General features: G+C 60.1%; 11 protein-coding genes. 10 read left to right on the plus strand and 1 reads right to left on the minus strand.

Annotation, left to right across the window (positions count from 1 at the left end; translation table 11 throughout):
• Positions 1-228 precede the first annotated feature (228 nt).
• The 3 genes from EPO09_RS03065 to EPO09_RS03075 all read left to right on the plus strand — a co-directional run bounded on the left by EPO09_RS03065 (position 229) and on the right by EPO09_RS03075 (position 3,212).
• Positions 229-678 (plus strand): thioesterase family protein, encoded by a 450-nt coding sequence (locus EPO09_RS03065; RefSeq protein ID WP_290640031.1) that lies wholly within the window; start codon positions 229-231, stop codon positions 676-678.
• Position 679: 1 nt separating this feature from the next.
• Entirely contained in the window at positions 680-1,414 is a 735-nt protein-coding gene (locus tag EPO09_RS03070) for a nitroreductase (RefSeq protein WP_290640033.1), read from the plus strand.
• A 166-nt stretch (positions 1,415-1,580) separates the two neighbouring features.
• Entirely contained in the window at positions 1,581-3,212 is a 1,632-nt protein-coding gene (locus EPO09_RS03075) for a 3-(methylthio)propionyl-CoA ligase (protein ID WP_290640035.1), read from the plus strand.
• A gap of 60 nt (positions 3,213-3,272) precedes the next feature.
• Here EPO09_RS03075 and EPO09_RS03080 read toward each other — a convergent pair whose 3' ends face one another.
• Complete coding sequence (locus tag EPO09_RS03080) at positions 3,273-4,868, minus strand: autotransporter outer membrane beta-barrel domain-containing protein (RefSeq protein ID WP_290640037.1); 1,596 nt, start codon at positions 4,866-4,868, stop codon at positions 3,273-3,275.
• 315 nt (positions 4,869-5,183) lie between these two features.
• Here EPO09_RS03080 and EPO09_RS03085 point away from each other — a divergent pair, with 315 nt between their 5' ends.
• The 7 genes from EPO09_RS03085 to EPO09_RS03115 all read left to right on the plus strand — a co-directional run.
• Entirely contained in the window at positions 5,184-6,428 is a 1,245-nt protein-coding gene (locus tag EPO09_RS03085) for a branched-chain amino acid ABC transporter substrate-binding protein (RefSeq protein WP_290640039.1), read from the plus strand.
• A 103-nt stretch (positions 6,429-6,531) separates the two neighbouring features.
• Complete coding sequence (locus EPO09_RS03090) at positions 6,532-7,557, plus strand: branched-chain amino acid ABC transporter permease (protein ID WP_290640041.1); 1,026 nt, start codon at positions 6,532-6,534, stop codon at positions 7,555-7,557.
• A gap of 5 nt (positions 7,558-7,562) precedes the next feature.
• Entirely contained in the window at positions 7,563-8,855 is a 1,293-nt protein-coding gene (locus EPO09_RS03095) for a branched-chain amino acid ABC transporter permease (RefSeq protein ID WP_290640043.1), read from the plus strand.
• Between the two features lie 24 nt (positions 8,856-8,879).
• The gene (locus EPO09_RS03100) at positions 8,880-9,692 is read left to right on the plus strand and encodes an ABC transporter ATP-binding protein (protein WP_290640045.1); all 813 of its coding nucleotides are present in this window, start codon (positions 8,880-8,882) and stop codon (positions 9,690-9,692) included.
• Positions 9,693-9,697: 5 nt separating this feature from the next.
• A complete protein-coding gene (locus EPO09_RS03105) occupies positions 9,698-10,393 on the plus strand; it encodes an ABC transporter ATP-binding protein (protein ID WP_290640047.1) in 696 nt (231 codons plus the stop codon).
• Positions 10,394-10,608: 215 nt separating this feature from the next.
• Complete coding sequence (locus tag EPO09_RS03110) at positions 10,609-12,714, plus strand: 3-hydroxyacyl-CoA dehydrogenase NAD-binding domain-containing protein (RefSeq protein WP_290640049.1); 2,106 nt, start codon at positions 10,609-10,611, stop codon at positions 12,712-12,714.
• A gap of 143 nt (positions 12,715-12,857) precedes the next feature.
• Positions 12,858-13,162: enoyl-CoA hydratase-related protein (locus tag EPO09_RS03115; RefSeq protein ID WP_290640051.1), on the plus strand; the 305-nt coding region annotated here is incomplete at its 3' end.

The raw sequence follows: 13,162 nt of genomic DNA on the forward strand, positions 1-13,162 counted from the left end.
GCCACGATGGGGCATGACGAGCCGCTGGCGTCCGGTTTGTCCGCAGGCAAAGGCAGGGCAGATGCAGGCGAGGAAGGGCGGCTCAAAGCGAGGTTTCCAAATAACTGACTGGTGGGTCAGTAATGTAGCCGTGTGATTCCTGTCGGTCAAACACGGCCGACTGCGCGACAACAATCGATCGGCTTGGCTATCATGCAAGACATCTTGTCAGATTTGAAGAGCCCATCCATGGAAAGACCTCAAGCGCAAGAGCGGGCCGCCTACGCCCACTTCAGCACCATCACCACCCGCTGGATGGACAACGACATCTACGGGCACGTCAACAACGTCACCTACTACAGCTACTTCGATACGGCGGTGAACCGTTATCTGATCGAAGCGGGTGTGCTGGACATCCACCAGGGTGATGTCATTGGCCTGGTCATCGAGACGCATTGCAATTACTTTGCTTCGCTGGAGTTTCCGAAGAATGTCGATGCCGGTATCCGCGTGGCCCACATTGGCAAGAGCAGCGTGCGCTACGAGATCGGCTTGTTCGATGAGGGCGAGCCCATGTCGGCTGCTGTCGGCCACTTTGTGCACGTGTACGTGGACCGCGCCACGCGCCGTCCCGTCCAACTGCCAGAGCCTTTCGTGAAGGCGCTGCAAGCCCTGCAAGTCAAGCCCAAGGCTGATTGAGATGCCGCATCCCAAGTCTGTACCGCGTGAACCGGATGTGATCACGCCTGAGTCCATCGCTGCGGTGGACCACGCCATCACGTCCCGTCGATCCATCAGGCAATTCCTGTCCAAATCGGTGCCCAAGGATCTGATCGAAGAGATCCTGCGCGTGGCGTCTCGCTCGCCATCGGGCAGCAATACGCAACCCTGGCGTGTGCACGTGCTGACAGGTGTCAGCCTGCAGGGACTGATCGACAAGATCATGGCGACCTACAACGACCCGGAGCAGGCCGCGCAACACAAGACGGAAGAGGGCTACTACCCGGCCAAATGGGAGTCGCCTTACGCTGATCGCCGCCGGCAGGTTGGGCTGGATCTGTACAGTTTGCTGGCCATCGGGCGCGAGGAAAAGGCGCGCATGCATGCCCAGCAAGGCCGCAACTACGCTTTCTTCGATGCGCCGGTTGGCCTGATCTTCACGATCGATCGCAGACTGGGGCGCGGCAGCTGGATGGACTGCGGCATGTTCCAGCAAACCATCATGATCGCCGCCCGCGCACGTGGCCTCGATACCTGCCCGCAGGCGGCCTTCAACCACTTTCATCGCATCGTCAGTGCGCACCTCGGCCTGGATGACGAGACCGAGATGGTGGTAGTGGGGATGGCCCTCGGGTATGCAGATCCGGATGCGATCGACAATACTTTGCTGTCGGATCGGGAGCCTGTATCTGGCTTCGCACGTTTCCTGGATTGAAGTGCTGATCGCTTGCTTATGGGGTTTTAAGGGTTATCCCTTGACGGTTTCCCATGTGGTTTCCGGTCTCTCGGTCTAAGATCTTGCCGCCGATCTGAATCGGCTTGTTTCCTGTTTTGGCCTGGCTGGTCAATTGCGTTTCACTCTTTGTTCGGAGGTAGTTCCTATGAGCCTGATGGGCCAAATGATGCACATGCCCTTGATGATCTCCTCGCTGCTGACGCATGCAGCGCGCCACAACGGCGACGTGGAGATCGTGTCCAAACGTGTGGAAGGCGACATGCACCGCACCAACTGGACCGAGGTCGAACTGCGTTCGCGCAAGCTGGCGCAAGCGCTGGACCGCCTTGGCCTGGAAGCTGGCGATCGCGTGGGCACCCTGGCCTGGAACGGCTATCGCCACATGGAGATCTACTACGCCGTGTCGGGCTCGCAGCGCGTTTGCCACACGATCAATCCACGCCTGTTCCCGCAGCAAGTGGCCTGGATCGCCAATGACGCGCAAGACAAGGTCATCTTCGTTGACCTGAACATCTTCCCGCTGGTCGAGAAGCTGGCACCTTCGCTGCCCACGCTCAAGCACGTGGTGCTGATGTGCGCGCGCGAAAACATGCCGCGCGAATGTGCACTGCCCAACCTGCATTGCTACGAAGACCTGATTGCGGCTGAAGATGGCAACTACAACTGGCCATCGTTCGACGAGAACACCGGCGCCAGCATCTGCTATACATCGGGCACGACCGGCAACCCCAAGGGGGCTGTGTACTCGCACCGCTCGACCGTGCTGCACGCGTTTGCCGCCGCCTTGCCTGATGCCATGAGCCTGAAGGCCACGGACACCGTGTTGCCCGTGGTGCCCATGTTCCACGTCAATGCCTGGGGTCTGCCTTACACAGCTGCCATGGTGGGCTGCAAGCTGGTGTTCCCAGGTCATCACCTGGATGGCGCGTCGCTGTACAACCTCTTCGAAGAAGAGAAGGTCACGATGAGTGCTGGCGTGCCCACCATCTGGTTGGGCCTGCTGAACCACGTCAAGACCAACAACCTGAAGTTCAGCACGTTCAAGAGCACCATCATTGGCGGCGCAGCTTGCCCGCCCGCGATGATCCGCACCTTCGAGAACGACTACAACGTCGAAGTGATCCATGCCTGGGGCATGACCGAACTGTCGCCACTGGGCACGCTGGGTCGCCTGAAGTCCAAGCATGCCGAGTGGTCGACCGAGGACAAGCAAAAGCTGCTGGAGAAGCAGGGCAAGTCGGTGTATGGCGTCGACATGCGCATCGTGGACGCCGAAGGCAAGGTGCTGCCTTGGGATGGCAAGACTGCTGGCGATCTGGAAGTGCGTGGCCACTGGGTGATCAGCAGCTACTTCAACATCGACAAGTCACCATTGCATGACGGCTGGTTCCCCACCGGTGACGTGGCCACCATCGACCCCGATGGCTATATGCAGATCACCGACCGTTCGAAGGACGTGATCAAGTCCGGTGGCGAATGGATCAGCTCCATCGACCTGGAAAACGCCTTGATGGGCCACCCTGCGGTTCAGGAGGCTGCGGCCATTGCCTGCCATCACCCCAAGTGGGATGAGCGTCCGCTGATGGTCGTGGTCAAGAAGCCAGGTGCCGAAGTGACCGTCGCCGAGTTGATCGCCTTCTACAAGGGCAAGATCCCCAACTGGCAGACGCCTGATGACGTCGTGTTCGTGGAGGAGATCCCGCACACGGCCACCGGCAAGATCTCCAAGCTGCAATTGCGCGAGAAGTTCAAGGACCACAAGCTGCCCACGGCTTGATATGAAAAAGGCCCCGTCTGGTGACGGGGCCTTTTTGTTGGTAGCGAGCAGGCAGGCGGCTTAAAAGCGCCAGTGACCGACCAGCTGTGTCGAGACGGCGGTATAGCCCGAAGCCTTTTCGCCATCGACCTGCAGCGACAGTTGGAAGGTCTTGGTTTTTTGCCAGGCCAGGACACCACCCAGGTTGATGGTGTTCTTGGCCAGATCCTGACCGGGTGTGACGAAGGATGCGCCGCCGCCTGTGAAGGTCGTGGTCGAGTCCATGCCGCTGTTGTTGAACTCATGACGCCAGATCAGGTGCATGGAGGGCTTCAACTCGGCGCCGCCACCCAGCTCCATTGTGGTCGCCAGACTGGCGCCAAGGGCGCTGCGGAAGCGGTTTGCAGATTGCGCCCCAACATCCAGGGACAGTGCGCCAGCGCCTGTTTCGGTGTAGCCGTCTTGTTGGATCAGGTTCCACTCCAGGCCGGCGGTCGGCGTCAGGGTGACCTTTTCGTTCAACTTGATCGGCATCCCGGCCGTGGCGCGGGCAGCCCATTGCGTGCCTTTGAAGCTGCTCGACGCGATGCCGGAGACGGTCGTGTCGCGGGAGCCATCGTAAGTCTGTTGCGCATAAGACAGCATGCCTTCCGCGTACCAGCGGCCAAAGTCGCGACTGGTGTAGCCGGTCAGTTGGTAGGTCTTGATGTCTGTGCCGTCGCCATCGTGCGCATCTTTCATGGCGACGCTGGTGGTGGCGTAAGTGAATGCTGCGCCCACGGCCCAGTCTTCGCGCACTTGCACATCGGTGCCGAAGCTGATGCCGTAGGTGTCGACGTGGTATCCGGAGAATTCATCGACAGCGGCTTGCTTGCCCTGGCTGCCAAATGCCTTGCCCCATACGCCTCGCTTGCGTGGTTCGTCTGCGGGCTGGCTCGCGTCATTGCCAGCGGCTGTGGGACGGAAATTGCCATTCATCCAGTCGTCATCCCAGGCGACGACGAAGTCATGGGCGCGAATGCCGTCAAGTCGAGCTTGCACCGTATCAAGGGCGCCGCTGACTGTTTGAGCCGACGCTGCGCCGATGGCTCGTCCCGTGTTGGGGGCGATGCGCTGAAGCGCTGCAGTTTGTTGCTCAGTGCTCAGACCAGAAAGGGTGCTGAGCGCATCGCCCATGGCGCCCGTGGCTGATCCGGACAGGCCGTCAAGGATGGTCGCGGCACCGCCACTGACTCGGTTGGAGATGGGCACGTATTGGCCACCGCCCAGATCGACGCTGCTCAATGTGACCGAGCTGGACAGAATGATCGAGTCTGTCGGGGCCCAGGTGGATGTGGGCGTGCCAATGGGAATATAGGTGAACGTATAGGTGTCGGGGCTCAGGCTGGTGAAGGTCGCGCCTTGCCAGTTATGAATGGTCGTGGTCGGTGTGCCTGTGAGCGCCGTTCCGTTCGAGTAGAAGTTGGTCGTACCGTCAATCAGCCCGGTTGGCTTGGTGCTCACGATCGAGGAGAACGTGACGGTGGAGTTGTAGCCATGCGTGTTGGTAACGTGCAGGCTGCCCTCGGTGTAGTTGACCGGATCGTGGTACGTGCCGTACCAGAACGTGACTGAACCTGGGCCGGCGTTTTCATAGCCGACGGATGTGGTGTGCGCATACCCATTTGGTAGCGCCATGCAGCCGACCAGAAAAGCAATGCTTGCTTTGGCGGTTGCCGAAAGATGGGAGATCTGCTTCAAGAGTTTCTCCTGGATAGGGATGCGCACAGGTAACTACATGCAGGCCAGAGTGTGCGGAATTGCTTGCCGGGGAGACCGCAGAAAAGATGCTGTTTAGGCCGTCATTCCGAAGGCAGACCTTCGTCAGGACGATGCCTGTCGGTGCGCTTTTGTTTGTGCAACTGTGTTGGGTGCGGGTCATCCCTGACGGCGCCCCTCAAGTCAGGGGGGTAAATTGGTTGCGCTTAGGTTCATCACGACACGGAGATATCAATGCGCTTCCCTGTTCCCCAAGTACGTACGCTGAGCTTTCTGGTAGCTGCCAGCCTGTCCGCTGGAGCGGCATTGGCCCAGAAGGGTGAAACCGTCAAGATCGCCTGGATTGATCCGCTGTCAGGGCTGATGGCCAGCGTGGGCCAGAACCAGGTCAAGAGCTTCCAGTTCGTGGCTGAGAAGATCAACGCCAATAACCCTGCTGGCGTGAAGTTCGAGATCGTCAGCATTGACAACAAGCTCAGTCCAGCTGAATCGCTCAATGCCTTGAAATCGGCAGCCGATCAGGGCATTCGCTACATCGTGCAAGGCTTGGGGTCCGGCTCGGCGCTGGCACTGGTGGATGGCGTCAACAAGTACAACGAGCGCAATCCCGGCAAGGAAATCGTCTACCTGAACTACGCGGCGGTGGACCCCGATCTGACCAACAGCAAGTGCAGCTACTGGCATTACCGTCTGGATGCAGATACCTCGATGAAGATGGAGGCATTGACCACCTTCATCAAGGAGCAAAAGGATGTTCAGAAGGTCTACCTGATCAATCAGAACTATGCGCACGGCCAGCAGGTGTCGAAGTTCGCCAAGTCCATGCTGGCACGCAAACGTGCCGACATTCAGATCGTGGGCGATGACCTGCACCCCTTGGCTCAAGTGCGTGACTTCGCGCCGTATGTCGCCAAGATCAAGTCATCTGGTGCCGATACCGTGATCACGGGCAACTGGGGCTCTGACCTGGCCTTGTTGGTCAAGGCCGCCAACGAAGCCGGCCTGAACGTCAAGTTCTACACCTACTACGCCAATTTCGGTGGCACACCAACGGCACTGGGCAAGGCCGCCGAAGGTCGCGTCTATCAGGTGGGCTATGGGCACTACAACATGCCTGGCTTGAACGCGACGCTGGTTAGCGAGTTCAAGAAACGATTCAACGATGACTACTACTCGGCCGCCACGTACTCGGGGCTGACGATGCTGGCAGAAGGCATGGCCAAAGCCAAGTCGACTGATCCGCTCAAGGTTGCCGCGGCGATGGAGGGCCTGAAGTTCAAAAGCTTCAACGGTGAAGTTGAAATGCGCAAGACGGACCATCAGTTGCAGCAACCCTTGTTCATCACCAAGTGGGCCGCTGTGGATGCCAAAAACAGCTACGACGTCGAGAAGACAGGCATGACGTTCGTGCCGGTGAAGTCCTTCGATGCGTATGTGTCGAGCACGCCGACGTCCTGCCAGATGAAGCGTCCATCGTGATACGAGCGGCCTGTGGCATCTTCAATGAGTTGCTCGGGCCGATGAATGTGGGCAGGCAAGGTGGCGCAGCGCCTGCCCCGGTTTCACTCGTGCGCCGCACCTGATGGAAACCTTTGTTGTCTTCTTTCTGAACGGCATCAGCTACGGGCTGTTGTTGTTCATGCTCAGCTCCGGGCTGACGCTGATCTTCAGCATGATGGGTGTGCTGAACTTTGCGCACACCAGCTTCTACATGCTGGGTGCCTACTTCGCGTACATGATCGCCGGCGTGGTGGGTTACTTCCCGGCCTTGATACTGGCGCCTTTGTTGGTGGGGGTGCTGGGCGCCATGTTCGAGCGCTACAGCTTGCGCAAGGTACATGTGTACGGACATGTGCCCGAACTGCTGATCACCTTTGGTTTGTCCTATGTGGTGTACGAATGCGTACGCTTGATCTGGGGGCCAGCCAATGTGGATTATCGTGTGCCTGAGTCACTCAGCGGGCCTTTGTTCACATTGGTCAACGTCAAGGTGCAAGGTTTGCAGTTCATGTTGGGGGCAGGTGATCCGGCTTTGTGTGGCCCGGCTGCCGGCAATTCGTGTACCCAGTTTCCTATCTATCGCGGCTTCATGGCCCTGGTTGCCTTGTTCATGCTGGGCTCGCTGTGGCTCTTGCTGACGCGTACCCGCATCGGCTTGATCATCCAGGCCGCGCTCACGCACCCTGACATGGCTCAGGCTTTGGGACACAACGTACCGCGGGTCATGATGGGGGTGTTCGGGGGCGGTTGCGCGCTGGCCGGGCTGGCTGGCGTCATTGGCGGCAATGCCTTTGTGACCGAGCCCAATATGGCCGCATCGGTCGGCGCCATCATCTTCGTGGTGGTGGTGGTCGGTGGCATGGGTTCGCTGGCCGGCGCTTTTCTGGCGTCGCTGTTGATCGGCCTGCTGCAGACTTTTGCCGTGGTCGCGGATGTGTCCGTGGCGTCCTTCATGCAAAGCCATGGCCAGACCGTGAACTACGAGCACTGGTCTTATCCGCTGCTGAAAATCACGGTGTCGCAGATGGCGCCGATCCTGCCTTATCTCCTGCTGGTGTTGATCCTGATCTTCAGACCCAAGGGCCTGTTGGGCACACGAGAGGAGTGATGAGCATGTCCAGCAACGTTTATCGATTTCGTCCGCTGAATATCGGCCGTTGGGTGCTGTGGTCTGCCTTTGCTTTGGTGTTGATCGTGGCGCCGGTGTTCTTCAAGAGCAGCCTGGCCATGACCATGCTCTCGCAGATGGGGACGGCCATCATCGTCTGCCTGTCCTACAACATGCTCTTGGGACAGGGTGGCATGCTGAGTTTTGGCCACGCGGTGTATTCCGGCCTGGGTGCGTTTGCCGCCATACACACGCTCAACAAGGTGGGGGCGGGTGATTGGCATGTGCCTGTCAGCCTGATCCCGATCATCGGCGGTTTTGCCGGGCTGTTCGTGGCGGCCTTGCTGGGTGCCGTCACGACCAAGAAATCAGGCAATACCTTTGCCATGATCACCTTGGGTGTGGGAGAGCTGGTGTGGAACATGTCGCTGATGCTGCCGGAGTTCTTTGGCGGCGAGGGCGGCATCAGCAGCAACCGGGTGGTGGGGCAGCCTTTCATGGGCATCACCTTCGGGCCGCAGATTCAGGTGTACTACCTGATCGCCGTGTACTGCTTCATCTGCACGGTGCTGATGTTTGCGTTCACGCAGACGCCCCTTGGTCGCATGCTCAATGCCGTGCGCGACAACCCCGAGCGTGTCGAGTTCATTGGCTATGACACGCAACGTGTGCGCTACATCGCTTTCATGATTGCCGGCTTTTTCGCGGGCATAGCGGGCGGCTTGTACGCCATCAACTTCGAGATCGTGACGGCGGAAGTGGTCGGGGCTCAGCGCTCAGGGGCTTACCTCCTGTTCACTTTCCTGGGTGGTTCGCTCTTCTTCTTCGGGCCGATCATCGGCGCGGTGCTGATGGTGTTCGCCATGGTGATGCTGTCGGAGCTGACCAAGGCGTGGCTGCTGTATCTGGGCCTGGTCTTCCTGTTCATGGTGATGTTTGCACCGGGCGGCATCGCCAGCCTGTTGATGATGAACGTACGCCTGGCTGCCTATGGCATGTTGCGCCGCCTGTGGGGCACCTATGCGGCACTGGCCGCCACGGCTGTGCTGGTGGTGGTGCCTTTCGCCGCGATCGTCGAGATGGTCTACCACGTCAAGCTCAATGAGGCATTGGGCCCTGTCATGCACTTTGCCGGTGTCGAGCTCAATACCCAGTTGGGTGCGACCTGGGGCATGACCGTGCTGGCGCTAGTCGTTGGTGTGGGTTTGTTCGAACTGGTGCGCCGACGTTTCTCGCGTCAGTGGAACCAGATCCAGGAAGACATCGAGGCGCAACTGGTGCGCCAGCAAGCGCATTGATCGGGGTTGAGCATGAGTACGTCAATGCAAGCAAACCAAGCAAACGCGTCGGCATCCGGGATGGCACTGGAACTGCGCCAGGTGCGCAAGTCCTTTGGCAAGACCGAGATCATCCGCGGCGCCGAACTGGCTGTGAAAGCCGGTGAGCGTGTGGCCCTGATCGGGCCCAATGGTGCGGGCAAATCCACCTTGTTCAACTTGATCAGCGGGCGCATGGCGCCTACGAGTGGCGAGATCCTGCTCAACGGCGAGGCCATTCATGGGCGCACGCCATATGACATCAACCGACGTGGCCTGGCGCGCAGCTTTCAGGTGTCCAACCTGTTTCCCCGGCTGACGGTGTTTGAAAACATCCGTTGCGCGGTGCTGTGGTCGATGGGCGAGCGCTATACCTTCTGGCGCTTCCTGTCGAAGATGGACAAGGTCAACGCGCGCGCCGAAGAGGTGCTGGACATGATCCATCTGCGTCGCAAGCGTGACGTGCATGTGTCGGCGCTGACCTATGCCGAGCAGCGCGCGCTGGAGGTCGGGGTGACCATTGCCGGTGGCGGCGACGTGATCCTGCTGGATGAGCCCACCGCTGGCATGAGCAAATCCGAGACGGCCAACTTCGTGAAGCTGATCCGTGACGTGACGGTGGGCAAGACGCTGCTGACGGTCGAGCACGACATGGGTGTGGTGTTCGGTCTGGCTGATCGCATCGCGGTGCTGGTGTATGGCGAGGTCATCGCCTTCGATACCCCGGAGAACGTGCGCGCCAACGACCGTGTCAAAGAGGCATACCTGGGCTCGGTGCTGGCTCAAAACCAGGCTGCAGAGGCCGAAGCCGGAGTCTGATCACCATGTTGCGTATCCAGAATCTGCACGCCTTCTACGGCAAGAGCCACATTCTTCATGGTGTGGACATGGAGGTCAAACCCGGTGAGATCGTGAGCCTGCTGGGCCGCAATGGATCAGGGCGATCGACCACGATCAAGGCCATCATGGGCCTGGTGGAAGGGCAGGGCTCTGTCAAATGGAATGAGCAGGAACTGCTGGGCAGCAAGACTTACGACATCGCCCGGCGAGGCCTGGGTTACGTACCCGAGAGCCGCGATGTGTTCCCCAAGCTCACGGTGGAGCAGAACCTGAGGCTGGGCATGAAGGCGGGGTCGAAGAAAGGCCGCTGGAGTCTGGACGACATGTACCAGATGTTCCCGCGGCTCAAGGAGCGCCAGCACACCGAAGCAGGTGTGATGTCTGGCGGCGAGCAGCAGATGCTGACGCTGTGCCGCACGCTGATGGGCGATCCTGATCTGATCATGATCGATGAGCCCACTGAAGGCCTGGCACCCAAGATCGTGGAGTTGGTGGGGCAGTATCTGAAGGAGCTGCAAAAGCGCGGCCTGGCCGTGCTGCTGGTCGAGCAGAAGCTCACCATCGCCCTGGACATCTCGCAGCGTTGCTATGTGATGGGGCATGGCGAGGTGGTCTTTCACGGCACACCTGATGAATTGCGCGCCGACCAGCACACTCGCAAGGAGTGGCTGGAGGTCTGACCCTGGCTCGTGCAGGGTGACGCAAAGTGCACTTGCGTCTAGGTGTTTTCACCGGGTGGCCGCGCGCCTTTGCAGAGTCGGTGCACAATGTTCACCAATTCGTACAATGATTCTTGTCAGAATTGAAGTCTGAGGATCATTGAACGCGGTGCGTGTGGTCTGCCTGGCTCGTGTGCCGCGGTGTTTCCTTGTCTTTCATCGACCTCGAGATCGCCATGAGCACCTCCTACCAAGTCACCGACGGCGTGGCCGTCATCACCCTGGACAACCCACCCGTCAACGGGTTTGGGCAAAGCACGCGGGCTGGCGTGGTCGATGGCATCGCCAAGGCCAATTCAGACGCTGCCGTGCAGGCCATCGTGATCACGGGTGCGGGCAAGGTCTTCTGCGGCGGGGCTGACATTCGCGAGTTCGGCACAGCCAAGATGGCGGCCGAGCCTTCTTTCCACACGGCGATCACGGCGGTCGAGCAATCGGGCAAGCCGGTTGTGGCGGCCATCCATGGCGTGGCCATGGGCGGGGGGCTGGAGTTGGCGCTGGGTTGTCATTACCGCCTGGTGGTGCCGGGCACGCAGATCGCGCTGCCTGAAGTGAACATCGGCATCGTGCCGGGCGCCGGTGGCACGCAGCGCCTGCCGCGTGTGCTGGGCGTCGAGACGGCCTTGCAGATGATCACGAGCGGCGCCTCCGTGCCTGCCGAGAAGCTGGCCAAGGCTCCGGGCCAGAAGCTGTTCGACAAGGTCGTGGAGGGCGATCTGCTGCCTGCTGCCATCGCGTTTGCCAAGGACGTGGCGGCCGTGCGCCCGCTGCCTTCCGTGCGCCAGTTGAATGTGGCCGCACCTGCAGACGCCGACGTGTTTGCCAAGACCCGCGCCGATCTGGCCAAGACCCGCAAGAACCTGGAAGCGCCCCAACGTTGCGTTGACTGCGTGGAAGCGGCAACCAAGCTGGATCTGGATGCCGGCCTGGCTTTTGAGCAGGACGTGTTCGCCAAGCTGGTCACCAGCGATCAGGCGCAAGCCCTGCGCCACGCCTTCTTCGGCGAGCGCGCTGCCAGCAAGATCCCCGATGTGCCCGACAACACGCCCGTGCGTGACATCAAGAAGCTGGCCGTGATCGGCGCCGGCACCATGGGTGGCGGCATCACCATGTGCTTCCTCAATGCCGGCATCCCCGTGACCTTGCTGGAAATGAAGCAAGAAGCCATCGACCGAGGCTTGGGCATCATCCGCAAGAACTACGAAGCGCAAGTGGCCAAGGGCAAGCTGGCGCAAGAGAAGTACGAGCAGCGTATGAGCCTGCTGAGCACGACCCTGAGCTACGACGACATCGCCCAGGCCGACATGGTCATCGAGGCGGTGTTCGAAGACATGGGCGTGAAGTCGCAGGTCTTCACCAAGCTCGACAGCATCATGAAGCCAGGTGCGATCCTGGCCTCCAACACCTCGACGCTAGATGTGGACAAGATCGCCGAAGTGACCAAGCGCCCCGGTGATGTGATCGGCTTGCACTTCTTCAGCCCTGCCAACGTGATGCGCCTGCTGGAAGTGGTGCGCAGCAAGCACACGTCCAAGGACGTGATGGCCACGGTCATGCAAGTGGCCAAGAAGATCAAGAAGGTGGCGGTGGTCTCGGGCGTGTGTGATGGCTTCATCGGCAACCGTATGTTCGAGCAGTACGTGCGCCAGAGCTTCTTCCTGATCGAAGAAGGCGCCACCGTGCAGCAGGTGGACAAGGCCGCAGAAGCCTTCGGCTGGGCCATGGGCCCCTTCCGTGTGGGTGACCTGGCCGGCAATGACATCGGCTTTGCCATCCGCAAGCGCCGCAAAATTGAACATCCTGATGTGATTTACAGCCCTGTGGGCGATGCCATCTGCGAACTGGGGCGCTTTGGTCAGAAAACCGGCAAGGGCTGGTATGACTACGAGGTGGGCAAGCGCGAGCCCGTGCCTTCTGCTGAAGTGCAGGCCTGTATCGACAAGGTCCGTGCCGACAAGGGCATCACGCCTCGCGCGATCAGCGACGAAGAGATCGTGCAGCGTCTGATGCTGGCCCTGGTCAACGAAGGTGCGCTGATCTTGGAAGAGGGCATTGCATCGAAGGCCTCCGACATCGACATGGTCTACCTGACTGGCTATGGCTTCCCGGTTTACCGCGGTGGCCCCATGCTGTATGCCGACATGCTCGGCCTGCCCAAGGTGATCGAGTTGATGAAGGGCTTTGCGGCCACGGCCAGCAGCGATCCAGCTTTCTGGACGCCGGCGCCACTGTTGGCCAGGTTGGCCGCAGAAGGCCAGCGTTTTACCGGCGGTAAGGCCTGATCGCGGGCTGAAGCCCACGACAGTCGATCGGTCGCCGATTGAGCAACAACATGATGGATCAGATGATCTGAAACCGAGGTCTGCATGGCGTACGCCATGTGGGCCTTTTTTGTGCCTGAATTGATTCACAGCGAGACACGCGCATGTCCTACATTGAAACCCGCCAGGTCGGTCACATCCTGGAGATCAAGGTCAACCGGCCCGAGAAGCACAACGCCTTGTCGCCCGAGATGTACCGCGACATTGCCAAGGCCTACGGCGAATTGAGTCGCAACCCGGATCTGCGCGTGGCCTTGTTGTATGGCGAGGGACAGCACATGACATCGGGGGTGGAGCTGGACAAGTGGGCGCCCATCTTCGGCAATGGCAAGGGCTTCGAGATTGGCGAAGGCGAGATCGATCCCTTCGGCCTGACGGGCGAGCGCCACAGCAAGCCGGTCGTGATGGC

The organism is Aquabacterium sp. (assembly GCF_004297345.1).
Classification (GTDB): Bacteria; Pseudomonadota; Gammaproteobacteria; order Burkholderiales; family Burkholderiaceae_C; genus Aquabacterium.

Coding starts and splice junctions, on each gene's coding strand:
- EPO09_RS03110 (WP_290640049.1), top strand. CDS start 10,609: ATGAGCACCTCCTACCAAGTCACCGACGGCGTGGCCGTCATCACCCTG.
- EPO09_RS03080 (WP_290640037.1), bottom strand. CDS start 4,868: ATGGCGCTACCAAATGGGTATGCGCACACCACATCCGTCGGCTATGAA.
- EPO09_RS03070 (WP_290640033.1), top strand. CDS start 680: ATGCCGCATCCCAAGTCTGTACCGCGTGAACCGGATGTGATCACGCCT.
- EPO09_RS03075 (WP_290640035.1), top strand. CDS start 1,581: ATGAGCCTGATGGGCCAAATGATGCACATGCCCTTGATGATCTCCTCG.
- EPO09_RS03105 (WP_290640047.1), top strand. CDS start 9,698: ATGTTGCGTATCCAGAATCTGCACGCCTTCTACGGCAAGAGCCACATT.
- EPO09_RS03090 (WP_290640041.1), top strand. CDS start 6,532: ATGGAAACCTTTGTTGTCTTCTTTCTGAACGGCATCAGCTACGGGCTG.
- EPO09_RS03100 (WP_290640045.1), top strand. CDS start 8,880: ATGCAAGCAAACCAAGCAAACGCGTCGGCATCCGGGATGGCACTGGAA.
- EPO09_RS03095 (WP_290640043.1), top strand. CDS start 7,563: ATGTCCAGCAACGTTTATCGATTTCGTCCGCTGAATATCGGCCGTTGG.
- EPO09_RS03065 (WP_290640031.1), top strand. CDS start 229: ATGGAAAGACCTCAAGCGCAAGAGCGGGCCGCCTACGCCCACTTCAGC.
- EPO09_RS03085 (WP_290640039.1), top strand. CDS start 5,184: ATGCGCTTCCCTGTTCCCCAAGTACGTACGCTGAGCTTTCTGGTAGCT.